Origin of the sequence: Alkalimarinus alittae (assembly GCF_026016465.1) — a bacterium.
Lineage (GTDB): Bacteria > Pseudomonadota > Gammaproteobacteria > Pseudomonadales > Oleiphilaceae > Alkalimarinus > Alkalimarinus alittae.
Genome location: NZ_CP100390.1, coordinates 1,614,786 through 1,641,403, shown reverse-complemented (window position 1 = coordinate 1,641,403; position 26,618 = coordinate 1,614,786). Strand labels below are relative to the sequence as shown.

Sequence of the window (26,618 nt, the reverse complement as noted above, 5' to 3'; positions counted from 1 at the left end):
CGACAGGCAAAGCTTTGCCTTTTCCCTGTAAATAAATGTAACTTGTTGCCGATTTCACACTTTAATGTTAAATAAACTAAGTGGTTCATCCTGCTGCAAGTCTTGCGCCAACTTCAACGCCACGTCATCAGGTATTTGTCGGACCACTTCAGAGGTCTGACGGTCAACAACGGTTATAACAGTTTTTCCAGATGAGTCGTCCGTCTGAAACTCAAGGTCTCGCTGCACATTCTGAATATAATCATTCAGTTTTGTAACAGCCCCTTCTAACTGTTTATCTTTCTGCTCTTGAGTCTGCTCGTTTTTGTCAACTTCAACCAAACTAATATCAGCCTTTGGTCTAACGTTTTGCACAGATTCATCAGTCGCGCCAGATACCTTTGCCGCCTGTTGAGAGTGTTGCTGAGGTGGCGACGCCGCTGACCCGACCCGGAGGGCAAGATCTACACTATTTGTTTTAACGTCATTCATAATACACCTCTACTCTTTTAGGTATAACTATAAGTTTAACTGAAAATCCGGCCTTAATAGACCTCATAAGAGAGTATCAAGGCCGGCTTAGTTATGGCTTAAGTTATCCTAGTAGTGACAACACCTGCTGTGGCTGGGCGTTAGCCTGGGCTAAGATCGAAATACCTGCCTGCTGTAGAACCGAAGATCTAGACAGTGCAGCGGTTTCTGCAGCAAAGTCAGCATCTTTGATTCGTGAGTTCGCAGCCGAAAGGTTCTCGGAGTTTATCTGGTTCGATGAGATCGTGTTATCGAAACGGTTTTGAATCGCACCTAGTGCAGCACGTTCGGTGTTGACTTGAGCTAGGGCGTTATCTACCGCTTGGATGGCTTTGTTGGCGCCATCTACTGTACTGATATCAACATCTTTTAGTAAAGTGCCCGATTCCGTACCACCAAAACTACCTACATTAAGACCTGCGTGCTCATTATCGCCAGTATTAGTTCCAATGGTAAACTCACCCGCAGACGACAACGTTAGTGACCCTCCCGTATTTCCAGCAGTTAGCCCGGTATCGCCAGCAGTACCCGTTGCAAGCTCAATTGTGCGCCCGTCAGCAGCTACTAGGTTCAACTTGTCACCGTCAATAATTGAAGCAGTGACTCCCGTTTGCCCTGCTTTCGCATTAATTGCATCAACAATAGTGGTCTGGTTAGCAACCGCATCTGCTGTCGTTGTCCCACCGATGGCAACATCATTGATCGTAATCGCAAACGCGCCTGCAGTGGTACCTGTGATAGCGGCCCCAACCACTGATGTAGCATTAGCTTCTGCAGTAACGCCAGTTTGATCAGATATCCTGTTGATAGCCGCCGCTTTAGCTATTGCAGAGCCTGCATTATTCGCTAAGGTAGAGGCAGTATCATCAGTCGACTTGGAAGCGCCAACAGACACCCCGTTGATTGTAATGTCGCCTGCCACCAACGCGTTAGCAGTGTCAACATTATCGCTGACTGCGCCACCTTGAGTCCCACTAAATGATCCTACTTCGAAGCCCGCATTATCGATGTTGCCGGTATTAGTCGTAAGGTTGATATCACTACCATCTACACTCGCCAAGGTAATATCACCCGTGTAGGTATTACCTGTGGTACCAGCGTTGCTTGCACCACCCGTACCAAGGCCCGTCGCTAAACCAAATGTGCCTGCAGCAGCACCTACGATCGTAATATTACGTCCATCTTCGGCCGCTAAATCAATACGAGCACCACCGTCCACTTCGATGACTGTAGCTACGACACCCGTCGCGCCAGACTTTTCATTAATCGTTGCTGCTGCAGTTGCTAAATCTGCGGCTGCATCGCCTGTTGCCGCCTTAGAAAGTGAGAATGATTGACCGTTGATATCGATATCAGTTGCAGCAACCAACGCTGCAGCATCAGCAACCAATGTACCCTCCACCGTATTCACGTTAGCCGTTGCAGTAACACCTGTATTACCTGATGCGGCGTTAATAGCCGCCGCTTTGGCAATCGAGCTAGAAGCAGCATGGGTCGTTGATGCCGTATCTGCCGCGCCTGAAGAAGCCCCTATTGCCGCACCGTTAATCACAAGATCGCCTGAAACCATGGCATCCCCATTAGCAGCGCCTGCACCAGTTAATGGTGTTTGCGACATAGTAGAGGAAATACCGGCTGTTTCTGCGCTACCTAATGTAGAGGTAGTTACAGCTGCAATATTTACATCAATGGTTTCACCAACGTTTGCACCTACTTGGAATGACTGAGCTTGGAAGTCTCCATTCAATAACTTAACGCCGTTAAAGTTGGTCTGATCTGATATACGTCCCACTTCTTCGATAATCTGTGCTGCTTCTTTGTTTAGGGCGTCACGGTCAACATCAGAGTTGGTGGCGTTAGCAGACTGAACCGCTAGTTCACGTAAACGCGACAGGTTGGTAGTAATAGAGTCCAATGCACCTTCAGCTGTTTGCGCTAGTGATACACCATCACCTGCGTTTCGTGTAGCGACATTCAAACCACTAATCTGTGATTCAAAGCGGGTTGATATGGCTAAACCCGCTGCATCATCCTTTGAACTGTTAATACGCAAACCTGAAGACAAACGGTTAAGAGCCTGAGCATTGTCTGACTGTGCATTATTCAGATTACGTTGCGCGGTTAGCGAGCTTATATTGGTATTTATAATTTGTGGCATAATTTTTCTCCTAGAACCTTCATCAAACAAGGCGCTCTCGTTATTGAGTTACCATCCTCTCGAGCTACATCATTTATGTAAGCTGTCGAATAGATAGATACTTGCCTTGTGATAGTTAACGGCAAAAAATTAACGACCTTTAATTTTTAATGTTACGGAGTGTAATCCAGCAAGAAGTTGTCAATATAAAGTGGGAAATCTTAAGCACCTTTTGCCTTTAAATATTTGATTTATATGTACTAAGTAACTTTACAAAGAACTTTCATTACAACTTTTATTTTTTCTTTCCACTTAGAGTTTACTACCAAGCCAAAAGCGGCAATATACCGCCAAAATACCGGCAATCTCCTGTATAACTGCCACTCAATAGTTATACATAATTTTTAATACGAATTATTTTAACTAATACTTTCAACATATTACAGTCAATTACTAAAAACTGGCACAGCTAATGCTTTAAGGCTGTTAAGCGCAGAAATGATGTTCTGAACCTTCATCATATCGTTAAATAACTTTAAAGCAGCCGGTAATTGCTGATCCCACTTTAGTTAGGGAATGCTGACAACCGGTATAGAAGATAAGCAGGAGAGCACAATGCCTCAAATCATCAATACCAATATTGCGTCTATCAACGCACAGCGGAACCTGAATAACTCTCAGGGTGACTACAATACATCGCTCCAACGTTTGTCTTCGGGCTTACGCATAAACAGCGCAAAAGACGACGCAGCGGGCTTGGCAATATCAACACGTTTCACCACTCAAACTCGTGGGCTCGACGTTGCCATGAGAAATGCTGGAGATGGTGTTTCATTATCTCAAACAGCAGAAGGCGCTCTTGGCTCAATGACCGAAAACTTACTTCGAATAAGAGACTTGGCACTCCAGTCAGCTAACGCCACTAACAGCGCCGTCGACAGAGATGCTCTGAACATAGAAGTACAGCAACTAAAAGACGAAATTCAGCGCATCTCTGAGCAAACAAATTTTAATGGCACCAAACTTTTAGACGGTACGTTTGAAGACGTTACATTTCAAATTGGTGCCAATGAAGGAGAAAGCCTCACTTTTGGTATCGCAGGGGTAACGACCTCTACATTAGGCAGTGCTGAAACAGCCGGTATTTCCTCTACCATGCCACAAACACCACTAACGGGTCCTGGCGCTGCCAATGGGGATGCCATGGTGTCTGGTGATTTAGTTATCAATAATATCGCAGTAGAAGCATCTTCAGGTGTTGCAGATACGGCATCGACGACCCATGCGGCATCTAGCGCGATTGCCAAAGCTTCGGCTATTAACGCCGTATCAGATAGTACGGGCGTTACTGCAACGGCTAATATAAATACAGTTAAGGGAACTCTGATTGCTGATGCCGCAATTGCTGTTGGCGCAACTCCTATAGATATCAACGGGCAAACATTTTCATTGTCAAAAGTTGCATCTGGCAATGCAGCCGCAGATTTGGCAAGTGCTGCGGCAACCATAAACGAAAAATCTGGCGCAACAGGCGTTGTGGCAACAGTTATTGATATGCCTTCTGGTGCACGCATTGACTTGACCGCGGAAGACGGGCGCAATATTACCATCGTAGGTGCAACCGCAGGTTCATTTGGTTTAGCGACGGGGCTTGGTACGGGTGGTGCAAGTAACCCGGGTACCACAGGTAATACCTACACAGGGGATATTACTCTAGCAAGTACAGATGGCAGCAGCATAAATCTTACGACCAATACGGGTAACATCGATAATGCGGGCTTCGAAGTAGGAACATATAGTGGGACCCAAGCGGGCACAATTAGTGACAATGTAGACACTGGCAACGCTTTAGCCGCAGGAGACATTACAATAAACGGAGTCTCGGTTGGTGCATCCAAATCAACGGATGATACCGCCTCTACTTTAGCGAATAATGCTGGCTCGGCAATAGCTAAAGCAGCGGCCATCAACAAAATATCTGACCAGACTGGCGTTACCGCAGAAGCTAATGCCACGTCAGTGGTGGGTGCGGCTATCACGGGTACCACAGCGGGAGCGTTTGCCATCACGATCAATGACGTCGCCATTGGTGGGACGACAACAGCAGATGCGGTGGCTAACCAAACCACTATTGTTGATGCAATTAATGCCAAAGCAGGTCAAACGGGAGTTACAGCATCAATTATCGATGGTGATAAGTTGAATTTAGTAGCTGAAGATGGACGTACGATTGAGCTTGCTACAGCTACTGCGGGTGATACTGGGCTAACTGCGGGCAACACCGGTGGCTCTATAACGTTGACCTCTGCGGGTCAGTTCACTATTGGAACGAACACCGGTGATAACGAGCACGCAGGCCTTAACGTAGGTAGTTTTGGTGGTACTGAATCCGGAATGTTATTGAAAGATGTTGATATCAGTACAGTAGATGGCGCATTAGCAGCACTTGAAGCTGTTGATAACTCACTCAACAAAGTTAACTTCATCCGTGCTGACTTAGGCGCCATCCAAAACCGCTTTGAGTCAACCATTGATAACCAAGCTATTACAGCTGAGAACTTAGAGTCAGCAAACTCAAGAATCAGAGATGCCGATTTTGCTGCTGAAACTGCAGAATTATCTCGTGCACAGGTGCTACAGTCTGCAGGCTTGTCGGTGCTTTCTCAAGCAAACGCGCAACCACAACAAGTTCTGCAGTTACTACAGGGGTAAACCTAACTAATCGATACTATCTCGCTGATAGTATCGATTTTTAACTATAAACCTGCTCTGATGAGCAGGTATGGTAATTTAAACCAAAGTAACTTATCTTAAACAAGTGTCCTAATTACTCCTTAATCAGACAGTTACATACCTAACCACTCAAACAATAAAAATTTGTACTTTGGTAGCCATCAATGTCAGACGATAAAAAACCTCTTAACTTTACCCTTTTTGATCTTGAACGCTTGATTGCTCAAAGAAACTACCCCGAGTTTGCAGCCTATCTAACAAGGTTACTTATCTTTATTGATAACAAATCTGACATCGAATCCAGGCTGTATACAGACGAAAAAGGGGAAATCAGAAGTTCCCATGTTGGGTTAGTACCATTTACAAATCAGTTATCTTTTAGCGACAAGCTTGATTTATATAGTAGGCTCGCGTCAACTATCACAAATTACCTTTCAGATACTCAGCATACTCCTGATAACGTCACCCTATTGCACTTTGTTATTTACAAAACGCATATTATGAATATTTTTTACCTGAGCTGTTATGGTAATACCGATCATATTTTGTTCAACAGGGCCCTCCTAGATGAAAATAACACTCTGAAATTGCAAACAGATCAGGACATTCTATTTCTTTACGTCTGCTTATCATTGAACACCAATATCCAATTTAATGTAGAGCAGTTAGTTACAGCAGATCCTTTATGGGGGATGTATTGGTACCTTGGCCTACTCTATGGACGCCACCACTCCTACAATACAAAAATCGAATCAAATTTAAATAAAGTCATTGATGCACACCCGTTAATTCAAACAATGCCGTTTGATGATACAGCCGTTGAAATCTCAGCGTCGCCCTGGATGCTCTGTTCTTATCTAGACCGCGATGACCGACATAAAATTAAGCAATCAATTAATATTGCCCTGCAAAAGTGGATAAAGAGCAAGCAAATACCCGCTAAAACTTACAAGAACATTGCCAATTATATTAATGATACATCTGAAATAAAGAACATCATCGTTCTTTCAGAGCATTACACATCTAAGCACGCCATGTACCGATGCTATCACCCAGAATTGAAACTATTGAAAGAACATTTTCATGTTACATTGGTTTCACCTTCAAAAGAGTACGATAGTCAATCAAAGGCTGACTTTCACAAAATTATAGATATTGACGACTCTGTAGCAGGTATGGTACGCATAGTAAAAGAAATATCTAAACTAAAACCCGACCTTATATTTTTTCCGTCTATAGGTATGGCAACATGGACCATACCATTAGCTAATATGCGATTAGCTAAGCATCAGTTAATGTGCTACGGACATCCAGCCTCTGCATTCTCTCAGTTTATTGACTACAGTTACAGTAGCGAACCTAAAGCAGAATGGAATTTCCAACAATTTTTTATGGAGAAACTTGCCCCTCTATACCAAGGAAAAGACTTTATTTGGGAGCCCCACCCAGATTACAGACCGCAAATTGATCAAAAGCCCCATGATGGTGTTATACGGATTGCAATTAATAGCTCGCTACCAAAGATCACAATTCGCTTTATAAATCTATGCAAGATATTACTTGAGCACTCATCTGCCCCTATCGAGTTTAATTTTTTCTTAACTAGCAATAATACTGCTTTTGAAAAGTCTTTGTTTAAACGATTAGGCGCATCTGTAAAAGTTTACCCACCTGCCGATTACACTACATATATGAAAAATTTGTCTAGGTGTGATTTAGCTATAGGAACATTCCCTTTTGGCGGATCAAATACTAACACAGACATTGCATTACTAGGAATTCCGAAAATTATCTATAGCGAGGGTTGTGGTTTGGCATCTTATTCAGACCAAACAGCATTGGAGAAATTAAACTTACCGGTAATTTTAATGCCAAAGTCTGAAGGCGAATTATTAGCGAACCTCATATATTTAATTCATAACGAGCCGTTCCGTGAAGAACTTTCAACCAATATAAAAAAATCCAACCCTTATGATTTGTTTTATAAACAAAAAAGTGACGAGAGTGCGGTCGCCAGCTGTAAATTAGTGGATGTTATCCGGTGGATAGAAACCGCTAAAACAAAGACTTCACCAAAAAAAGCATAGCCGTAACTCAGGAATAAGTGACATGAATAGACTAAAAGAAGAAGTCTATGTTTTTGGAAATACAGAATACACTCCTCATTTAAAAACGATTTATACAGTCAAAGGTATTATTGACGAACAAAATCCTAATACTAGCATTTGGGGCATACCCAACATTTCACTTTGTGACATAAGTAAAAGTGAAAAAATCATTAATACTGTCAACAATTCTCGTGCCTACCAAGTTCAGAAGCGTCTGATTGATGATGGTTTTACTAAAACTATTTTTATTGGTGACATCATCAATGAATACCCTGCCGAATTTGAATCTACATTTTTAACTCAAGCCCAAAGCGCAATGAGAATAGATTATGAGGCCCTTTTACATAATCTGGACAATTTTTCTGACGACCTATCAAAAGAAGAATTTAAAAACATATTAGATTTTAGACTGACACTTAAGATTGACCACCTATCAGCATTCAAAGTAAAAATTAATCAACAATATTATGAAGACTTTCTCTTAAAGTGTGACTTTAAAGCCTTAATTGATGGCGGTGCTTACGATGGCGAAGATTCAAAACGCTTTATCGAGTTTTTTCCTTCATACAAACAGGTTATTGTTTTAGAGCCATCTGACAGTAACCGCTTACTGGTTGGAAGAAAGCTGCACAATTACCCCAATGTTCACATTATTAAGGCTTGTCTAGGTGAGAGTAATGGCTACATCCGATTTGACGGAGAAGGCACTTCCGCAAAAACAGTATTGGAAGGTGGTGTTAAAGTTGAGCAACGCACAATTGACAGCTTCGAAATAGATCAACGGACGCTTGTAAAACTTGATATTGAGGGGGCCGAAATGGCTGCGTTAAAAGGAGCCTCTAAGGCATTTGAAAATCCGGACTATAGCTTTGCTATTTCTGCGTACCACTTACCTCATGACCTTTTAAATATTTTAAAACTATTTAAGTCTTCCCTGGTTAAAAGAAAGCTTTATTTTAGACATTACTCAGGAGGTATTTGTGAGTCAGTTTTATTCGCTATTTGAGCCCAATTTTTTCATTTACTATTGCTGATAACCCCCCTACTGTTTGAAACTGCTGAGAGAGCATATCTTCATCACTTATCTCAATATCAAACTTATCTTCTATTTGTAAAATAAACTTCATAACAGCTAATGAATCAATATGCCCAGACTCCATAAACCGATAATCATTTATATCTAAGACCGCTGGAATTGCTTGCTTTTTTTCCAACAGAGAAACGATAAAGTCTCTCACAACATTACTCATAATAAACCTACAAAAATGTGTTAATCCAATCAACTAAATAGAAACCCAACAACGTTTCTTTACTGACAAAGCAATGGCCTCGAATAGCTGCAAACCCTCTACAGCATGCGACACACCATAAACCTCTCTAGATGTGTATGTACCGGTATTTTTATACTCAAAATAACAGTCTGCCATATCACAATATATATTTGCAAAGGCTTCTATAAAACCCGCAGGGTGCCCCGCTTTAAAACGATTATAGCGAGGCAAGCAAGCTTCAGAAACAAAGGATGCCCGATCAACAATCTCACGTTTCCCATTAATATAACTCAGTAATAACTCCTCTGGTTGAACCTGAAGCCATTCTGCACTTCCTCTATCTCCAAAGACCCTCACCTTTAAACCATTTCTATGCCCTAAAGCCGTTTTACTAAACCACATTTGGCAACGGATATCATCAGTATAACGTAGCATGCAAGTAACACTATCAACCACATCCTTAAACCAACCATAGGAAGCCTGATCAGCGACAACATCAACAGGACGTTCTTGAGTTAAGTAATGAATAATATGGTGAAGATGAATGCCTAAGTCTAAGGAAATGGTAGGCACGGTGTTATCCCGTAATCGCCATGCCTGTGGCTGCGTTTGATTTCCCTCGGCATCTAAACGAATAAACCCCTCTTGAGGCATTTCTATCTGTATTTGCTGAACACGGCCCAGATCACCCGCTTTAATAATGCGTCGTAACTCTCGCATCATCGGGTAACCTGAGTAATTCAAGGTTACTGCCAAAAAACCATTGTTCCTCTTGACTGATTCTTCTATTAATAATGCTTCTTGACTAGAAGTCGACAGCGTCTTTTCGCAAATAACAGCATAGCCCGCATCTAATGCGGCAATTACAATATCGGTATGGGAGGGTGTAGGTGTTAGGACAACAATAGCATCGAGCTTGCCTTGCTCTTTTTCGATAAGCGCCTTGTAAGTAGAATAAGTGCGTTCAGAACTTAACCCCCACTCTGCTGCAGTTTTATCATTAACTGATTTATTTCTACTGAAACAGCCCGCCACCAACTGCCAACGCCCATCCATTTGGCTGGCTATTTGATGGGTATGCCCAACGGCAGAATCTATAGAGCCACCAATAAAGCCTAAAGATAAACATCTTTTCTCCGCGCTTAGACTCATGACGCCCCTGCTGATACTTTGTGAGTAAATTGACTTATAATCGCTTGCTTCATCACCTTACCCATGGCATTTTTTGGTAGAATTTGACTAATAATATAGTGTCGGGGTTGCTGATAGTCAGCCAATTCTCTTGCGCACAGTCGCTGCAATTGTCGCTCTACAATCTGCTCTCCCGCTTCAGCCACCACAACAGCTGTTAATCGCTCACCTAAGATATCATCCGGCAGTGGAATCACTGCACATTCGGCCACACTATGATGTGAGTTAAGTACATCTTCAATATCCTTAGGGTAAATATTAATACCTCCGGTAATGATGATATCTTTTTTCCTGCCTAGAAACGTTAGATAACCGTCTTTATCCAGTTTCCCAACATCCCCTGTACAAAAATACTCTCCTCGCATAGACGATGCTGTTTCAGGTGTTTTTTTATAATAGCCCGAAAACAGCATCGGCGTTTTACAGAGTATTTCGCCGACTTCTCCAACCATCGCAAGCGTGCCATCATCCCTAAGTATTTGAATTTCTACCTTGGGTGCAGCAGTTCCGACCGAGGCATTCTGTACGGAGCGGTGGTTTAAATTTGTTGCAATGGCTATTTCTGATGCACCATAACATTCATGGAACTCGCAAGTAAGAACGTGTTTCATTTCTTTCCTGACGCTGTCAGGAAGCCGTTCAGAAGAAGACACTAGGCAGCGTAATGAATCGAGAGATCGTCGATTCGACGTTAAGTCTGCTAAAATTTGTTTCAATTGCGATGACACGATAATTGAAAAACTAACCTCCCTTGCAATCACTTCATCGATCCACTTCCTGGCCGTATAAGATTCCAAGATCACAGACGTTCCCCCACTCATGAGCGGGATAAGAACTAAGCGCTCTGCCAATGAGTGGTACATTGGCGTTGCAACTAAAACAACATCATCAGCGCATACTTCATACAACTCTATGGCGGCTTCAGCTCTCTTTTCTTTAACCCCTTGCGATAAAACAATCGGCTTTGGGTCGCCCGTAGAGCCCGAAGTCATTGTTAATATATAAGCTTGCTCTGGGTTAATGTTATGATTAGCTAGACGATACTCTTGATCGCCAGACAGAAGCGCATTAAAGTCAGTACAGCCATCTACATCACCACCTACAGCTATCAACAAGCCATTTTGAGCCAACTCATCATCAAAAACTAACCTCAGATCAGTTATCAAGCCATTCCAGGCAAACACATGCTTTATATCGGCCGCTTGCAATGCACGTGATAGCGCATTACTGCCTAAAGTCATATTGTGAGGCACTAAGACAATACCTATATTAGCCGCGACCAACATAACAATAACAAACTCGATGCTATTGGGTAACAACACAGCCACGTGATCACCCTTTTTAACACCCTTCGCCAATAAATTATGAGAGATACTCGATACCTGGCAAGCTAGCTGCCTATAAGTAAGTACAGTATTGCCAGCAATCAGGGCTGTCTTATTAGGTGTTTTCGTTACATTTTCTGAAAACTTTTGAATAATGGACATAGCGGTATTAATCGTCTTTTTGTTTGATGGGGCTGGCTTTCATCGCACTTGAAAATCTCAAAAAACTCTCACTAGCCATACGATGCTTCTCACCACTTGCTGATAGAAAAACATTACCAAACTCTGTATTTCGATTAATCTGAGTATTAGCGCCTACAAATGTTTTACTTTCAATTAATAAGCCGTGACCCAGAGATGAGTTTACCCCTAAAAAAACATGACTTTTAATCCTTGTCTCCCCTGCCACCGCTACCCCTGCATTGATCCAGTTATTATCTCCAATTGAACAACCATGACCGATATTGCTATTACTACTTATAAAATTACAATTGCCAATAACCGTGTAAGGATGAATGGATGCATGATCAAGAATAATGTTATTTTCACCTAGGGTTAGGCAACTATGCTGGATCACAGATGAGTGAATATAATTCACAAACCGATAGCCCATGGCCTTAGCCTCAAGATATTTTTGTTCTCTAATATTATTCATCCCAACAAATCCAACCGCTGTGAGCATATAATATTGCTTAGGGGAAAATGCCTGTTCGATTTCATCAAAGGGTATTAATGGCAAACTGGCTATGTTTTTTATTTCAACATTTTCTACGCCGATACAAGACCGGTCTACAGTAAAGGCGACTACGTCAAAATCATACTTAACGAACTGGTAGATCATTTTAGCCATATGACCATTACCATATATAATTAGTTTCTTTTTATTCATTGTTCGCAGTGCCATAAAAGGGTTGATATCATAATCAACTTATAACAATTTGCTTCCAATGTTATAAGTTTTACTTAGTCAAAATTAGCACAATGCTCCTTATCATTCACCATGCTCATTCATTAAGCTAAACTATATGGCCATATTCCATTATATCCGCAATAATATTCATAGTGTGTATTATAAGTATTTTCTAGCCACACAACCTCAACGCCAAGGAACTAAAAGTGCAGGTAGCCTTCCAGAATATTGCCAAGCTTCATAATGATTGCACCAGGGAATTAAAGCAGGCCGCCAACCAAGTAATAGAAAGTGGCTGGTATCTATTAGGCAAAGAGCTTGAGTCGTTTGAAACAGCCTATTCATCTTATCTCGGGAGTGGGCATTGTGCTGGTGTTAATAGTGGCCTTGATGCCCTACAAATACTTTTAAAAGCTGCCGGGGTTTCCCCAGGCGATGAAGTTATAGTTCCCTCCCATACATTTATTGCTACGTGGCTAGCAGTTATAAAAGTAGGCGCTACGCCAGTACCTGTTGATCCAAAACCAGACACTTATAATATTAATCCTAGCCTGCTTTCCGATGCCCTAACCTCTAAAACAAAAGCGATTCTAGTAGTTCACTTATATGGGCACCCTTGCGAGATGAATAGTATTAGCTATTTTGCAAACCAGCATAACCTTTTATTATTAGAGGACGCTGCTCAGGCCCATGGGGCGCTGTATTCAGGTAAGCCTATAGGCACCTTTGGCTCTGGTGCTGCATGGAGTTTTTATCCTGGAAAAAATTTAGGAGCGCTAGGTGATGGAGGAGCAGTAACATCCCAATCTCAAGCACTTATAGATAAGGTAAAAAAAATTAGAAACTACGGGGTAACACAAAAATATAATGCAGAAATAATAGGTAATAATAGTCGGCTAGATGAATTACAAGCAGCTCTTTTAAGAGTTAAGCTTAAATACTTAGACCAATGGAATAGTCAACGAAGCAAGTTGGCAAAACATTACAACGAATGTCTAGGGCACCTATCAAACATTCAGCTACCTACTACTCTTCCCAATACAAACCCTGTGTGGCATCAATATGTCATCCGATCAAATAGACGTGACCAACTAAAAGTTTATCTAGAAAAACAAGGAATACAAACTCAGATACACTACCCTATCCCTGTTTATAAACAAAAAGCCGTGTCTAATATAAATATTAAGAATTTGGATTTACGGCTCAACGATCAACTATGTAATGAACTATTAAGCTTACCTATTAGCCCTGAACATTCATTAGATGAAGTTGATTATATTAGTGAGTGCATCACTCAATTTTAATTATCATACCAATATTAGCTAAAAGCTCTCGGGGAATTCTATCAGCAATAGTATTCATTGCTGTTATAAGCTCATGACTATGCTCTAACATCATTCCATTCGGCAGTGTTTTTAAGAAAAATCCCGTCTCCTCAATCACCTTAAAACCTGCCTTCTCGATATCTTCGCGTAATGTTTCATGTGAGTACACTCGTTGATGACCCACAGCCAAATCACGAGGACTTAAGTCATCCAATTCATTTTGCAAGCCCATTTCTACTGCTAGCTGGCGATGGATTGAGTTTTTATTAGGTACAATAATGACTAACTCCCCATTCTCAGACAACCAACCTGCCATCATTTTCAATAAGTTTACGGGGTCATCTACATGCTCAAGTACATGCAAAGCAAGAATGCAGTCATATGTTTTATCAGTCTGAAATGCTTCAAAAAGAGTTTGTTGTATATTTAACGATGGATTATCACTTTTCGCACGCGCTATAACTTTAGGTGATCCTTCAATAACATCAACTGAAAAGCCATTAGCTAGTAATTGTTTATTGATAATTCCATCACCGTAACCCAATTCCAATATACATCGCTTTCCCTCTAATTTTTCAAAAATCCACGTCAAACTTTGCTCTTGAGAAATTTCTTCAATAAACTTATCAGGGACATTAGCATTATGGTAACTCTCAGCGATAGCATCTAACTTTGAGACATAATCATCCATTAAATTAATCCTTCTGATGATGCATATTTAAGTGCTTGAACTATCTGATTATTCATTGATGATACTCCAATTCCCAATGAAGGGCCCATTAAAGAAAGTCCTCTCACCTTGCTAAGTTGAGATAAGTTATATTTATTCGAAGACAGATTACCAGGTGTCGGAAACGCCAACTTATTCATTAGATATACGGCATCCACATTAGTTATCCTTGGAGATTCAACAATGCTATATTCAGACAAAAACCGCTCAATTTCTTTTATATACGCCCTTTTCTCAAAATAATCAGGGCTCTGTGCCACCACATAATCGTAATTATACTCCACGACTAAATAACTACTCCCCCTCTCCCCCTTTAAACGTCCATTATTCACAATACGAAAAAACAAAAATGAGTTATCAGCATTAAAGAGAACATTAAAATCACAAACATCCTCCACCTTCATGAAAATTAGAACATAAGAGGTTTTTACAAGAGGACGTTGCTTAATATCTAACAAAGAGGCCAGTATATTTTGAGGCAATGAAGAAATAAGTTTCGGCGCTGTCATTTCGTTATTTACTAGCCAATTCCCACTCTTATTCTCTAAAGAAGAGGTGTCTTGATAAATTTCTACTCCATCACAATCACAAACCTGCTGGTAGAGGGCCTTGGTGATTGTTGCAATATTTCCTTTGACAGGATAGCTAAATGCCGTAGGACTCAAGCCTGAGTCCCCTTCTTTAAATTGTTTGAGTAAGGTCTCGGGGTAGTAAATAGGAGCCCAAAAAAGACGATGGTACTTTCCTAAAAGATATTTAGACGAAAGGTTAGTTACCTTGTTAACTAATGGCTCAAATAACGCCTGATGTAAAAACGCCCCATGATTAGATTCAGAGCTAGCAGAAAAACTAACGCAATTATAATTAGAACCACACGCTTTGTTACTGGGGTGATACTCGTTAACTAACATACAGTCAGTTAACTGAGCTTTAATTAATGTCTGTTGCTCAGAGGTAAATAGATCATTTAAACCACTCAGGTCATTAGAAATGAAATAATCTGCCGTTATTCTGCCATTATTTGACACAACAATATCATCGACCCGTTTATACTCCACATGCTTCTTTAAATAAGCTTCGACTACGTCACTAAATGCACCAACCCGCCCTAATGTAACGTCATTATATAAAGAAAGATCTGAAGTTTGCTCCATATAAGAGTCAAACTCTAGCAGCACCATACCAAGATCAAAATCAAACCCAAATGCAGAATATTCAGAAAAATGCCCGCCTATAGATTTTTCGGGAGCAACTAAAGCAATACGCTTACCTGCAGAAGCGAGCTCATTAGCTACAACAAGAGAACAAAGATTCCCCCCTAAAATAACGTAATCATATTCCTTCATTTATCCTTCCGTTTACAAATATCTCTGCACCATTATCTGGAAATTCAGAAACTAACGCATCTAACCCTTCCAATAAATCAGAACTAAAAACCTCTTTATCTAATAGTGCTTGCATCTGTTGATGAGTGAAAGGTTTAATAAAAATCGACCCTTTACTCTCAATTATCAAACCACACTCTTTTAGAAGTTTTGTCAGCGAGTCTAGGTCAAATGTAGTATTTTGTTGATATCGATGTTGTCGCTCAGACTTCTCATATAGACTACTTATCAAGCCCATTTTAAGAGCCAACAATCTATGAAAAGACTTAGCATTAGGAACATTTATATGAAAAAACGTTTCTGGGCTCGCAACAGAAATCGCCGCTTTCACTAGCTCAGCAGGGTTATCGAGTTCATGGAGTAAACTGCTAATAACAATAAAATCAAATTTTTCTTTTAATTTTTCAACAAGCGCCCCATCAAAAACACCCTCCATAAGAATTACGTTAGCAGGTTTCAATCTCTTTACTTCTGCGCAAAAATCTTCAGACGGTTCTACAATCACCAAGGAATCAAAGTCGGTGTAATACTCGTAGAGCGGCCGCAGACCACAACCTATTTCTAAAATATTTTTGGCATGATGCTTACGAAGAAACTCAAGCGTTTTTCTATGACGATAAAAAATCAAATGCTCTTCAAATGGATTATTTTTATATTCGTCTTGATAGATATTGATATCCCGCATTAGGATCGTTCTTCAGTTCGCTGATTATTTAATGACAGGTTAAGCTTTAATGTAACGTCACAACCTAACGACTCTTTAAACCGGCACAAGCCAATATTTGCCACACCCTCTAACGACGAAGGTCCAATATCTAAAGTATCTAAACATGGTTTATAGTAGTTAAATAAGTTCTCGGCTAAAAAATGAATTGAATTTAAAGAATTGAACTCAATATCATTCCCCCAATAAATGACTTGCCCAAAACGTTCAGCTATTTTATATACTACAGCGCTTGCTATGGCTTGTCCTTGATAGTTCACTATAAAGAAATCAACCGCTGATAGCCTTTTCACCGCAAGTAAATTTTCAAGACTTAGTTTCAGCGGGTTACCTCGCTGTATCCGGTTCTTCTGAATAACATCATAAGCCATTACGACTCTCTCGGCATCTTCACAGAGAGAAAAATCCAGTTTGTGTGATTTAGATTTTTTAAGACAACGTCTAGCTATTTTTTTGAGCCCATCATCAAATGAGTTTTTTCTCAGATCTAATGAGTAATTTAAGTCACTATGTTTTACTTCATACCCAGCCGCCTGCAGTGCAAACACTTGCTTAGCAATTAATGGCGCACCATAACAATCAGGAGGAAGAGTAATATAACTTTCTAGTATTTTATTGCATACAAGGTAGGATTTTAATAACTCAACGGCAGCTATATAATCTGATATCGACAGCGGGCTAACATGTTCAATAAAACCTCCGAACGGAGCAGAAAATGGGCTCTTTAACGCTTTATTTTTGACCCCTGCGACAAGACTTAAACACAGTATATTATTTTTTTTGAACCTGAACTCTACAATTTCGTAGCCGCTATCTATATAGAGTTGATTATAACTCAAACGTTGAAATAGAAGCCCTTCGGCTTCTTGGCTAGAGTTCTCAGCAATACTCGCATTAACTATGTCTAATTTCACAATAAATATTCCAACACCATGTCATTGTTCTGATACGCTCTTTCGCAATAATCATCGATTTTCAAGACAATTCATCATACTCAAAAAGGGTTTCGTTATGACGATTTACTTGCAACAAATATATACCAATCTGGAATTTTACTTTTTAGTGTACTATCAATTTTTAATTCAGTATTTTCAGAAATAACAGCCCTAACTTCTTCGCACGTTCGCAAGCGCCCACCAACTAGCAAATGCAACCAAGAAGCCGCAATCCTATTAAAATCAAGCCGATAACATCCCTCATGCACAATCAAGATTCCACCCGGCTTTAGCGCTTTTTGACACATAGAAACTATCTTCTTTGCTTTCTCATCATTCCAATCAAAAAGGATTCTATTTAGAGTAATGCAATCATATGCGTCATTTAATTCACTATTAAAAAAATCGCCTGGAATAAAATGCAGCGATGGGTCCAGCACCTGATCATTCTGTAGCTTTTTGAAGCCCTCTTCGGCCAGAGGCAAATCAAACACTCCCACCCACTCTATCAACGGATTGCCTACCTTAATATAATGAGCTAGTAGGCCATACCCTCCACCCACATCCAGAACTTTTTTAAACAATGAAAAATCAATTGTCTGAATCAATGAATCAGCCATAGGTTCAACACTATCAAGCATTGCGTTAGAGTAATTAGCTGTTTCTTCCTTAGTGGCCAGACCTTGTGTATAGCTATATTTTTCTGATACTTTTCCACTGTCCCAAGTATCATTCAATAAAAACTCTGGCATGGTAGACATGTCTACCATGCCTCGAGACCAGTCATCAACCAGCGGAGCTAGCTTCGGCAACTCAGGCAATAGAGTTAACATTTTTTGACTATTTCTATAGACACCCGCCTCATTAACTTCAAACCACTCCATAGTGACTAACGTATCACATAACAACCTTGTCGCTACTGAATTCCACCTATAATAGGCACAAATCTCATCCAAACTCAGCTCATTTTCAGCTAATAGTTCAGGTAAGTTAGACTCAATAGCCTTAATTAGAGACACCGATCTAAAGTAGCTTTTTACATCCGTTAACAATGTTTTTAAAGCGTCTTGTGTTTCAGGTTTAAAAAAGTGTTTTCCCAAAATTGAACCCTATTATTGTTTTAACTTAATATAATTTTCTCTTATTATGCATAATCTAGTAGTAGCTGGCAGCAATCATAATCAACTTATACTCTTAGACTATTCCATTATTTTTTGACCACAGATTTAATAAATAAATCATAATCTCTGATGTAGTCTGATTCCTCATACACATGGTCAGCAAGAATCATCAGCACACAGTCATCAGAAAAACTATACATTTCTCTCCACACACCCGGACCTATATATAACCCTTGTGAAGGGTTATCTAGTAATAATTCTATTTTCTCTGTTCCGTTATCAAGAAGAAACCTGACAGATCCTTTAACTGCAACCGCAAGTTGCCTTAAATTTTTATGCGCATGCATTCCTCTTCGAATATCCTTTTCTGTATTAAACAGGTAATAAACTCGTTTAATATCAAATGGAATATTTATATCCTGTTCAAGAGCAATTAACGCGCCTCTATCGTCTCCATGCTTTTGGAACTCAATAAACCTAACTTCCATATTTCTCTACCTTTTATTACGGCAAGGGGCATCACTAGATGTCATTCAGCGTATCTAAATATTGCTTGAAAGAAGACTGATCCACATAAAAAGTAACGAAAGATTTATAAGTATGATCAGCAGCATTCTCATTCGTTAAAAAATACGTTAAATTAAGATTCACTATTTGCGCTAATTTTGCAAATACAGAATAGTCTGCATGCGATCCCTCCCCTACAGCAATAGGAACCACGAGTGCCCCGGGGTTACAAAACACAATATTCGCCAAAGCAGCACCCGCTTGCCCTATAACAATAGATGCTTCTGAGAATATTCTCACCTGATCCGAAAATGACAGAGTTTCAGGCACCACTATTTCAAAACCATATTCCTGAACCAATGATTCAACTTCATCGCTATTAATTAAACTACGTCGTGAGTCACCTAAACGCTTAAGGTAAATCTTTCTAGTTGCTAGGCAGTCTGTTCTCAGGTGCTTTGTTTTTTCTCTCAGCCAGAAGATAGATTTCGGGCTAATCAGTGTATCTTGAAGAAGAGGTCTTTTATCCGCCCTAATATCACACGGCATGGTTGCCCAACCATTGGTGTGAATCAAACGTTTTACTGACACACAGTTATCCGTACCTGACTCAAGAATTTGATACCTCCCTCCTGTAACCACCCTGATAATCTCTTTAAATTGTTCTGGTACTTGCTTGCGAATAAGAAGTTTTACTGGCTCATTAATTTCATCTAACACCATAATTCGAGGCACCCATTCTATTAACCAATGATAATAATTCGAACATGTTGAACCGATTAAATTTAATACTAACTCTTCAACTTCCTCGTCTACCATACGCTTATTGGCTATTCCTCTTTTCGCCGGAGAACGAAGTGTTGGTATATAAATGATCAATTTATCTCGTTCATCATTTAAGACTAAATCATCACGATGGAGTAGTGAGAACTCTTCTCTTATTGCTGAGTCCCCTGCAAAAAAAGCATGCGATTCAGCGGTTACTATGGCATTAGGTACTTCTGCCATATACACAGGGTGAGTGTCATAAAAACCATGGAGGGTATCAGTATGTGTTTTTGGAAATGAATGTATAGGAGATAAGTATAACGTTTCTGAAGCTGCAACTTGTTTCACTGGAATATTATTTTCAAGACAGTAATGCTGAAAATCTTTGAGTATTGGAAAATCTATATCGTCAGTCGATTTAAGGTGAGCTAAGGTATGTATCCAACCTATGCGAGCAGCGGAATAATTAATATCATTATGCGCATGCAATAATAAGTCTAAGGCTTCTCTTTGCTTGTTGAGAGCACATAAGAAGCTAACATATGCTTCCATTACTACATCGTCATTAGGCGCTAAAGTATAAGCCTTATTATACAGTGCATGAGCCATCCTATGATCTTTAATAGCTACCCATGCATTGGCAAGACTGCACAGATCCAGAGGTAATACATCTGCATTCATTAGTAATAATTGCCGAGTTTTTTCGATTAGTATGGCATTATCCATATGTTTTTTATTACCCCATTAAGTTAATAGCCACTAATTAAATTCTACCACTTGCAAACAAGCATAATTCTTACCAAAGGTTTAATTAGCATTCAAGCCGTTGCAGCATTAAAGGATACTTGCACAAATATTCTACAAGTTAAATATCTCCAAGAGTATTGCCAACCCACTTATATCTAGAAGTAGTAAAAACCCCAGGCAAGTCAACTCATAAACACTAGATTACAATCTAGTGTAATTAAAAAAATAAAATACAGAATAAATTATAATGGCCGATAAATAAGATATAGCAATCTATATTTGATAACGGCATATTTATCGCCATACTAAAATAAAAGTGTCAATAATCAGGCGTTAATCATATGATCCCTTATTTCATACCTGACATGCCAAAAACAGAAGCATTGATTCCTTATCTTAAGGAAATCGATAATAATCTCTGGTATTCAAATTTTGGGCCTTTATACCACCAACTCATACAAAAAATTGCTGACAACTGTCTCGACAACATAGCCACAAACAAGCTAACCCTAGTCTCTTCTGGAACATCAGCCATTGAGCTCGCGTTAAGAAGCCTTAATCTACCCGCTGGCGCGAAGGTCCTTACTACTAGCTTTACCTTTCCCGCTACAGTCGAAGCTATTATCAATGCGGGTTTAACCCCAGTATTAAGTGATATCAACAAAAACAATTGGTTTCTTACACCAGAGATTGCCTTACGTAATACCAAACTGCACAATATTGCCGCTGTTGTACCTGTTGCAGCCTTTGGCATGCCGGTTTGTTCTGAAAGCTGGGCGAACTTTTATAAAAAAACGAACCTACCTGTCGTCATTGATGCCGCTGCTGCATTAATGAACCAATCGATTAATGAGAACCTTATTTACGCATTCAGCTTGCATGCAACTAAACCACTAGGAGCAGGTGAAGGTGGGCTGGTGGTTTGCCCTAACAAATCTCAGGCAAGCTTCATTAGAAAAATGTCTAACTTCGGCTTTGAAGCAGGCAGAACCATAAATAATGTCGGTACTAATGCAAAAATGAGTGAATATCATTGCGCAGTGGGTTTAGCACAACTAGATCGTATTAAAGAGATAAAACAAAAAAACAGCTTTATACTCAATAAATATAAATCATTATTTGAGCAGCATCATTTAAAAGTACAAACTCAAGCTGGCTTAGAGTCATTTGTACCCGCTTCTCTTTATGTGCTTTTTGAACATCATACTGACGAGTTATTTGAACGTTTACTAGAGCAAGGCATTGAAAGCCGTCGCTTATACTGGCCTCTAATACAAGGGTTTCCAGCATTTAGTGATAATACAATACCCGCCAGTTTAAATTTTAAAAATGCCAATAGAGTTTCATCTCAGGGGCTGGCCCTGCCTTTCCATAACCACCTTACCGAGCAGGATATAGAGAACACAGTTAGCATCCTCTCAACTGTTTTGAATAAGAAAGCTCAACAGTTATAGCGTAGCTTTTTAAGCGCTATCTGGAGCCAATCTAACCCAGTCGCCGCCAGCATAATAACTTATACTATGTAAACGCCCTTGTAGCCTTGATGCAGCGAAGCGGAATCAGGGGTTGGTTCTGCATCCACCGTCACCTTTCCTTGATTCCAGTCGTGCCTCCTTTCATCACGGCTACAAAGACCTAAGCCCTCCTCTAGCTTTACTGAAAACATTCCCACTTCCTCCGTAAAACTTGGCACACCATTCGCTTAGTTACTCTCTATATAGAAATAGAGCATTTAAACCCTAAAAAGCGGAAGAGGTTTGCCTACATGAATACGATGACATCGACACTACAGCCAACCATTAATGAATTCTTAAAATCTGAGCTGGCTGACATGGCGCGGATACTCATCCACGCGAACGATTTGTATCAAAACGCCAATAACCTATCGACCCCTGCTGCAGATCGTCAGGCATTTTTAGACAATGCTTATCAACTGGTATCTGAAGTAATGAGTGCCGACCCGACTAACAGCCCAGCCATCAATCTTTTAGGTCGTATAGAGCTAGACCGGGGCAATATCTCAACCGCTAAAGCCTTGTTCAACCGGTGTTTAAAGCATGAGCCGAGTAATACCCAGTACCTGACCAACGCCGGTTACCTTTACTTAGTCGCCGATGAGCCTGAAAAAGCCCTTGAGCATTTTCATGCAGCGCTGTCGTTTGACAAGCGTTATGTGAATGCATTTTTAGGTATTGCACGCGCACAACAAGCGCTACGTAACTTTGATGTGGCCTACCTGCATTACCGCTCTCTTGTGGCTCATGGTCACAATAATCAAACCATCTTACAAGGCATGCTGAATTGCTGTGAGCATATTCAGGTTGACCGTTATGAAGCCGATTTAGAAGCGGATCTGCTAACGCTATTGGCGAACGATAATTTGCCGCTTGAACGTTTAAGCCACTTTGCTGCTCAGCTGATTTGCAAAAAATACGACCTTGAAAACCCTAATGCGCCGATCGACTTATTAACCGTCGCGAATGACCCTTTAATATTTCACTCGCTCATCAAATGCAACTTACCTAATCCCTTTGTTGAGGAGTTTATTACTCTACTTCGTCAAAGCATATTGTTTGAAGCGGTAGAAACTCGCCACCTTCGTGATGAACTGCAACTGCTAACCATCGCAATCGGCGTTTACGCTGAGCGTGGTAACTACTCATTAATTATTGATGAAGTCGAAGCCTCACACGTGCAGCATTTTGATCAAATACTCACTCAAACCCTGCAACAAAACTGGACAGTTGATAATGTCGCAGGTGCTTTGATTCTGGTAGGTATGTATCAGGCCTTCTTTTCTCAGTGCTATGCCGTCAACCTAACGGCGCTTAAGTTAATTGACTGGCCTGAGGTATTACACCCGCTGATGTCTGCTTCACTCTATAGACGCGCAGAACGAGAGGCGTTTAAGCAGCAGTTTCCAGAAAAGCAAGATGAGCTGTTAATCGCTAAAGAAGATTTGTCTGCACCGTTTCCACGCTGGAATAATTTAGCGCTGTTTAACGAGCAGTCACTTAAAAAAGATTTAATTGAAAGCTTTAATCTATCGGATGAAAGCTTACCAGAGCGTTTATTGCTATTAGTCGCAGGCACCGACGCAGCCCAAAAAGCAGTTGAATATGCCCGTTACTTCACCGATGTAGAAGTATTAGCCGTTGAACACAGCTTAGAGAATCTGGCAGAAAGCCATCTTAAAGCACAAGAAGAACAACTCACCAACATCGCCTTCTGGCCACCTTCTTTAGCAAGGCGCTTTTTACAAGACGGCAATGAGATTCACTTTGCTTCAATAACTGGCGACGCAAAAGTCATAGATAACTCGTTTATCAGTCTTATTCAAAATAACCTAAGCAAGAATGGGGTTATGAATATCAAACTACAGCAGTCACCTGATAACGCGACTAAAGATATTCAAGCACTTGTAAGCAAGCAAAAACTACGCGCGACATCTGCCAATATTAGAGCACTTAGAGCCACGATCTTAGCGGATAAATATAGCGATTATTGGTCTAACTTGATTAATGATGAGTATTTTTATTCGATTGATGGCTGCCGCCAGTCATGGTTCACTCCAAGCACACAACAAGCCATACTGGGTTCTGTTATTGGTTTATTGGCAAACCCTGAGTGGACGCTTTCAAAGGTACTCAACCACCACAGCAAAGCCGTCGCAACCGCCTTAGCGAAGAAGCATTTGATTAAGTTTGCTGAAAAGCAGCAGGTTGATAATGCGTATTCTATTTATTTGGTTAAGGGGTAAATAAGATAAGGGTAAAAGCGAGCCTTTTACCCTTTCAATCGAGTGGCGATCAGATAGTACTCAAACGCTATATGGTGTCTGGGTATTTTTCAACCTTTAATAACTCAGCCTTTTCGATTCGTACAATACGATGATATCACCTCTTCCACCGCAAATAATCCTCATACTCATCAACATCCCAAGTCGTATCCAACAACTGGTAAGTCAATCTACACCCATCAGCCCGCTCTACCGTTGACCGAAGAACAGCCCCCTGCCCCCATGCAATATTATCCAGCAACATAGGTGCAACTTTTCGAGCACCGAGTAGTACATAGCCACCATCTTCAGCAGGCCCGAGTACTAAATCGCTATCATCCAACACCTTAACGGCTTGCTCTAGATAAGCTTTATCAACCGTTGGGCAGTCACTTCCGACGATAATCACTTTTTGGTATGTCTTCAATCCACTAGAAAGCGCATGAAACATTCGCGCACCTAAATCATCTCCCTTTTGACAGGCAATGGGGACTGATAGTTTTTGGCAGTTTTCGGTTAGCAATTTTGCTTCGGGGTTTTCAGTTAGCAGTTGGTCAAACCATAGCGCCACTGAACCAACATTAGATGAAGTTAGGTTTTTTAGTACCGTTTGAGTAAGTTCTATATGCGCGCTATAAGCGGCCTGATCACCCATCTTTTTAGCAAGTCGGGTTTTAACTTTTCCGAGTTGCGGCCACTTTGCAAATTGAATTAATAGCGTGCGGGTCATAGAGGATAAGTATCCACTTAAGGATAATATTGACGGTGAAGTTTTTCGACATCGACACCTAGCATATACTTAAACCGCAACGACCACATTAATAATATCGTCTTCCATACACCGTGTTTTTCCCATCGACGGCTATCTGTGGTGACAGGTATCTTAATGCAATAAGGGCGGCTAATTTTTTTAAGTTTTTGGGTTAGCGCAACGTCTTCCATCAGCGGTTGCTGGGGGAATCGGCCTACCCGTTCAAAATAGGCTTTTCTAACAAATATCGCCTGATCTCCTGTCGCGATACCCGTTAGCATCGAACGCCAATTCATCATAGATTCAACCACTCGATACATCTTTTTATCGCCAGACAAACGCACATTAAATCGGCCCCAAATACTCGTCGATTCGATGAAGGCTTTAAGTAAATTAACACTATTGCCGGGGAGTACCGTATCGGCATGAAGGAACAGCATCGCAGTAAAGCGTGCAACGTCTGCCCCCGCATTCATTTGAGTCGCTCGTCCTTTGGGTGCGTCGACCCAGCAGTCTACCAAGTGATTACATTCAGACTTGGTGTTATCACGACTCCCACCATCTGCAACAATCACCTCTGCACCGTACAGTCTCAACAACTGTAGTGCTTTTAATGATTTCTTGATGGTTTTTTCTTCATTAAGCGTAGGGATAATAATACTAATACGCAGCTGCATTAATTTTACTCCAGCGATCCACCACAACTACTACCCTGACCTGCAGTACATCCATAACAATGGTTAGCCACTACTATAGGACGTCCTTCCATATTTTGCTGCAATAATTCAGATAAATGCGTACGATCAGAAGCAATTTTATTATCTGGGTTAACCAGCGGCATCTCTAACATTTGATTAAAATCACAATCATAGACATACCCTTGCCAATCAATACTGATAAGGTTGCGGCACATAACAGAGTTTAGATTTTGCTCTAGGTAAGCGCCCTTTAGCAACCCCATATAATTATTAAACTCGCCTTTTGATAAAAGCACACTACCAAATCGGCTAATAGGCATATTGGTAATAGAAAATAACTGATTAAACGCAATAGTAAAACGGTCAAATAACTCCCGCTTATAATCTAACTCTAACTGCTGTTGAGGAGGCGGAAGAAAAGCGCCACCGGGGTTATACACTAAATTCAATATCAGACCGCTACCTTCAACACCGTACCCTAATTTATTGAGACGCAAAAGTGCTTCGATACTGCCATCATAAACACCTTTCCCGCGCTGTTTATCTACGTTTTCTTCGCTGTAACAAGGCATAGAGGCGACGACCTCTACTTGATTATCCGCTAAAAACTGCGCCATATCCTCGTAACCAGGCTCAAGTAAAATCGTCAAGTTGCATCGATCAATTACAGTGACATTACGCTTGCGGGCTTCGAGCACCAAATAGCGAAACTCAGGATTCATTTCCGGCGCGCCGCCCGTTAAGTCAAGCGTTTTGATATTTTGTGCGTCTATAAACTGCAGAAGAATATCGACTGTTTTTCGATCCATCATCTCTGTTCGATTAGGGCCTGCAGCGACGTGACAATGCGTACAACTTAGATTGCACTTGTAACCTAGATTTACTTGAAGGGTATGTAGTTCTGCTCTTCTGATTTCAGGAAAATCAGACAACAAAAGCATCGGTCGGGTATCAAGCATAGCTA

The 26,618-nt window shown here is 40.6% G+C and carries 23 protein-coding genes; 6 read left to right on the top strand and 17 right to left on the bottom strand.

The genetic code is table 11. The features are described 5' to 3' along the window. Nucleotides 1–54: 54 nt before the first annotated feature. Entirely contained in the window at nt 55–471 is a 417-nt protein-coding gene (locus NKI27_RS07440) for a flagellar protein FlaG (protein WP_265049039.1), read from the bottom strand. Between the two features lie 103 nt (nt 472–574). Further along, nucleotides 575–2,668 (bottom strand): flagellin N-terminal helical domain-containing protein, encoded by a 2,094-nt coding sequence (locus tag NKI27_RS07430; RefSeq protein ID WP_320109448.1) that lies wholly within the window; start codon nt 2,666–2,668, stop codon nt 575–577. Nucleotides 2,669–3,262: 594 nt separating this feature from the next. Here NKI27_RS07430 and NKI27_RS07425 point away from each other — a divergent pair. From NKI27_RS07425 to NKI27_RS07415, 3 genes are all read left to right on the top strand, one after another. Beyond that, on the top strand, nt 3,263–5,359 hold the full coding sequence (locus tag NKI27_RS07425) for a flagellin N-terminal helical domain-containing protein (RefSeq protein WP_265049038.1): 2,097 nt from the start codon (nt 3,263–3,265) through the stop codon (nt 5,357–5,359). 185 nt (nt 5,360–5,544) lie between these two features. Further along, complete coding sequence (locus NKI27_RS07420; protein WP_265049037.1) at nt 5,545–7,467, top strand: hypothetical protein; 1,923 nt, start codon at nt 5,545–5,547, stop codon at nt 7,465–7,467. A gap of 22 nt (nt 7,468–7,489) precedes the next feature. Beyond that, entirely contained in the window at nt 7,490–8,494 is a 1,005-nt protein-coding gene (locus NKI27_RS07415; RefSeq protein ID WP_265049036.1) for an FkbM family methyltransferase, read from the top strand. Here the strand turns inward: NKI27_RS07415 and NKI27_RS07410 are convergent. Genes NKI27_RS07410 through NKI27_RS07395 form a run of 4 tightly spaced genes read right to left on the bottom strand, consistent with a single transcriptional unit; the run spans nt 8,487 to nt 12,164 of the window. After that, the gene (locus tag NKI27_RS07410; protein WP_265049035.1) at nt 8,487–8,738 is read right to left on the bottom strand and encodes an acyl carrier protein; all 252 of its coding nucleotides are present in this window, start codon (nt 8,736–8,738) and stop codon (nt 8,487–8,489) included. The two genes, NKI27_RS07415 and NKI27_RS07410, sit on opposite strands and share 8 nt — an antisense overlap. A 33-nt stretch (nt 8,739–8,771) precedes the next feature. Then, nucleotides 8,772–9,911 (bottom strand): Gfo/Idh/MocA family protein, encoded by a 1,140-nt coding sequence (locus NKI27_RS07405; RefSeq protein WP_265049034.1) that lies wholly within the window; start codon nt 9,909–9,911, stop codon nt 8,772–8,774. Further along, nucleotides 9,908–11,437, bottom strand: a complete 1,530-nt coding sequence (locus NKI27_RS07400; protein WP_265049033.1) for a class I adenylate-forming enzyme family protein — start codon at nt 11,435–11,437, stop codon at nt 9,908–9,910. Before NKI27_RS07400 ends, NKI27_RS07405 begins: the two co-directional genes overlap by 4 nt. A gap of 7 nt (nt 11,438–11,444) precedes the next feature. After that, nucleotides 11,445–12,164 carry an LbetaH domain-containing protein gene (locus tag NKI27_RS07395; RefSeq protein WP_265049032.1) on the bottom strand — a complete coding sequence of 240 codons (720 nt, stop codon included), beginning with the start codon at nt 12,162–12,164 and terminating at the stop codon, nt 11,445–11,447. 227 nt (nt 12,165–12,391) lie between these two features. On the opposite strand from NKI27_RS07395, the gene NKI27_RS07390 reads away from it, so the two are divergent. Beyond that, nucleotides 12,392–13,489, top strand: a complete 1,098-nt coding sequence (locus NKI27_RS07390) for a DegT/DnrJ/EryC1/StrS family aminotransferase (RefSeq protein WP_265049031.1) — start codon at nt 12,392–12,394, stop codon at nt 13,487–13,489. Here NKI27_RS07390 and NKI27_RS07385 read toward each other — a convergent pair. The 7 genes from NKI27_RS07385 to NKI27_RS07355 form a co-directional block, all read right to left on the bottom strand. After that, complete coding sequence (locus NKI27_RS07385; RefSeq protein WP_265049030.1) at nt 13,476–14,201, bottom strand: class I SAM-dependent methyltransferase; 726 nt, start codon at nt 14,199–14,201, stop codon at nt 13,476–13,478. The two genes, NKI27_RS07390 and NKI27_RS07385, sit on opposite strands and share 14 nt — an antisense overlap. After that, nucleotides 14,201–15,586 (bottom strand): NAD(P)-binding protein, encoded by a 1,386-nt coding sequence (locus NKI27_RS07380; protein WP_265049029.1) that lies wholly within the window; start codon nt 15,584–15,586, stop codon nt 14,201–14,203. The genes NKI27_RS07385 and NKI27_RS07380 overlap by 1 nt, the downstream gene beginning before the upstream one ends. Beyond that, nucleotides 15,573–16,310: a class I SAM-dependent methyltransferase gene (locus NKI27_RS07375; protein WP_265049028.1), complete on the bottom strand. Its 738-nt coding sequence runs from the start codon at nt 16,308–16,310 to the stop codon at nt 15,573–15,575. Before NKI27_RS07375 ends, NKI27_RS07380 begins: the two co-directional genes overlap by 14 nt. Continuing rightward, a complete protein-coding gene (locus NKI27_RS07370) occupies nt 16,310–17,263 on the bottom strand; it encodes a hypothetical protein (protein ID WP_265049027.1) in 954 nt (317 codons plus the stop codon). The genes NKI27_RS07375 and NKI27_RS07370 overlap by 1 nt, the downstream gene beginning before the upstream one ends. Nucleotides 17,264–17,358: 95 nt before the next feature. Next, the gene (locus tag NKI27_RS07365; protein WP_265049026.1) at nt 17,359–18,384 is read right to left on the bottom strand and encodes a methyltransferase; all 1,026 of its coding nucleotides are present in this window, start codon (nt 18,382–18,384) and stop codon (nt 17,359–17,361) included. A gap of 107 nt (nt 18,385–18,491) precedes the next feature. Next, nucleotides 18,492–18,893: a sugar 3,4-ketoisomerase gene (locus NKI27_RS07360; RefSeq protein ID WP_265049025.1), complete on the bottom strand. Its 402-nt coding sequence runs from the start codon at nt 18,891–18,893 to the stop codon at nt 18,492–18,494. Between the two features lie 34 nt (nt 18,894–18,927). Further along, nucleotides 18,928–20,406 (bottom strand): glycosyltransferase family 61 protein, encoded by a 1,479-nt coding sequence (locus NKI27_RS07355; protein WP_265049024.1) that lies wholly within the window; start codon nt 20,404–20,406, stop codon nt 18,928–18,930. Between the two features lie 362 nt (nt 20,407–20,768). On the opposite strand from NKI27_RS07355, the gene NKI27_RS07350 reads away from it, so the two are divergent. Beyond that, a complete protein-coding gene (locus NKI27_RS07350; protein WP_265049023.1) occupies nt 20,769–21,881 on the top strand; it encodes a DegT/DnrJ/EryC1/StrS family aminotransferase in 1,113 nt (370 codons plus the stop codon). 59 nt (nt 21,882–21,940) lie between these two features. Here the strand turns inward: NKI27_RS07350 and NKI27_RS07345 are convergent, their stop codons facing one another. Further along, nucleotides 21,941–22,093 carry a hypothetical protein gene (locus NKI27_RS07345; protein ID WP_265049022.1) on the bottom strand — a complete coding sequence of 51 codons (153 nt, stop codon included), beginning with the start codon at nt 22,091–22,093 and terminating at the stop codon, nt 21,941–21,943. A 99-nt stretch (nt 22,094–22,192) separates the two neighbouring features. On the opposite strand from NKI27_RS07345, the gene NKI27_RS07340 reads away from it, so the two are divergent. Continuing rightward, a complete protein-coding gene (locus NKI27_RS07340; RefSeq protein WP_265049021.1) occupies nt 22,193–24,187 on the top strand; it encodes a tetratricopeptide repeat protein in 1,995 nt (664 codons plus the stop codon). A 136-nt stretch (nt 24,188–24,323) separates the two neighbouring features. On the opposite strand, the gene NKI27_RS07335 is transcribed toward NKI27_RS07340, so the two are convergent. Genes NKI27_RS07335 through arsS form a run of 3 tightly spaced genes read right to left on the bottom strand, consistent with a single transcriptional unit; the run spans nt 24,324 to nt 26,613 of the window. Next, a complete protein-coding gene (locus NKI27_RS07335) occupies nt 24,324–24,935 on the bottom strand; it encodes a TIGR04282 family arsenosugar biosynthesis glycosyltransferase (protein WP_265049020.1) in 612 nt (203 codons plus the stop codon). Between the two features lie 17 nt (nt 24,936–24,952). Then, entirely contained in the window at nt 24,953–25,633 is a 681-nt protein-coding gene (locus tag NKI27_RS07330; RefSeq protein WP_265049019.1) for a TIGR04283 family arsenosugar biosynthesis glycosyltransferase, read from the bottom strand. 5 nt (nt 25,634–25,638) lie between these two features. Then, complete coding sequence (gene arsS, locus NKI27_RS07325) at nt 25,639–26,613, bottom strand: arsenosugar biosynthesis radical SAM (seleno)protein ArsS (protein WP_265049018.1); 975 nt, start codon at nt 26,611–26,613, stop codon at nt 25,639–25,641. Nucleotides 26,614–26,618: the final 5 nt, after the last annotated feature.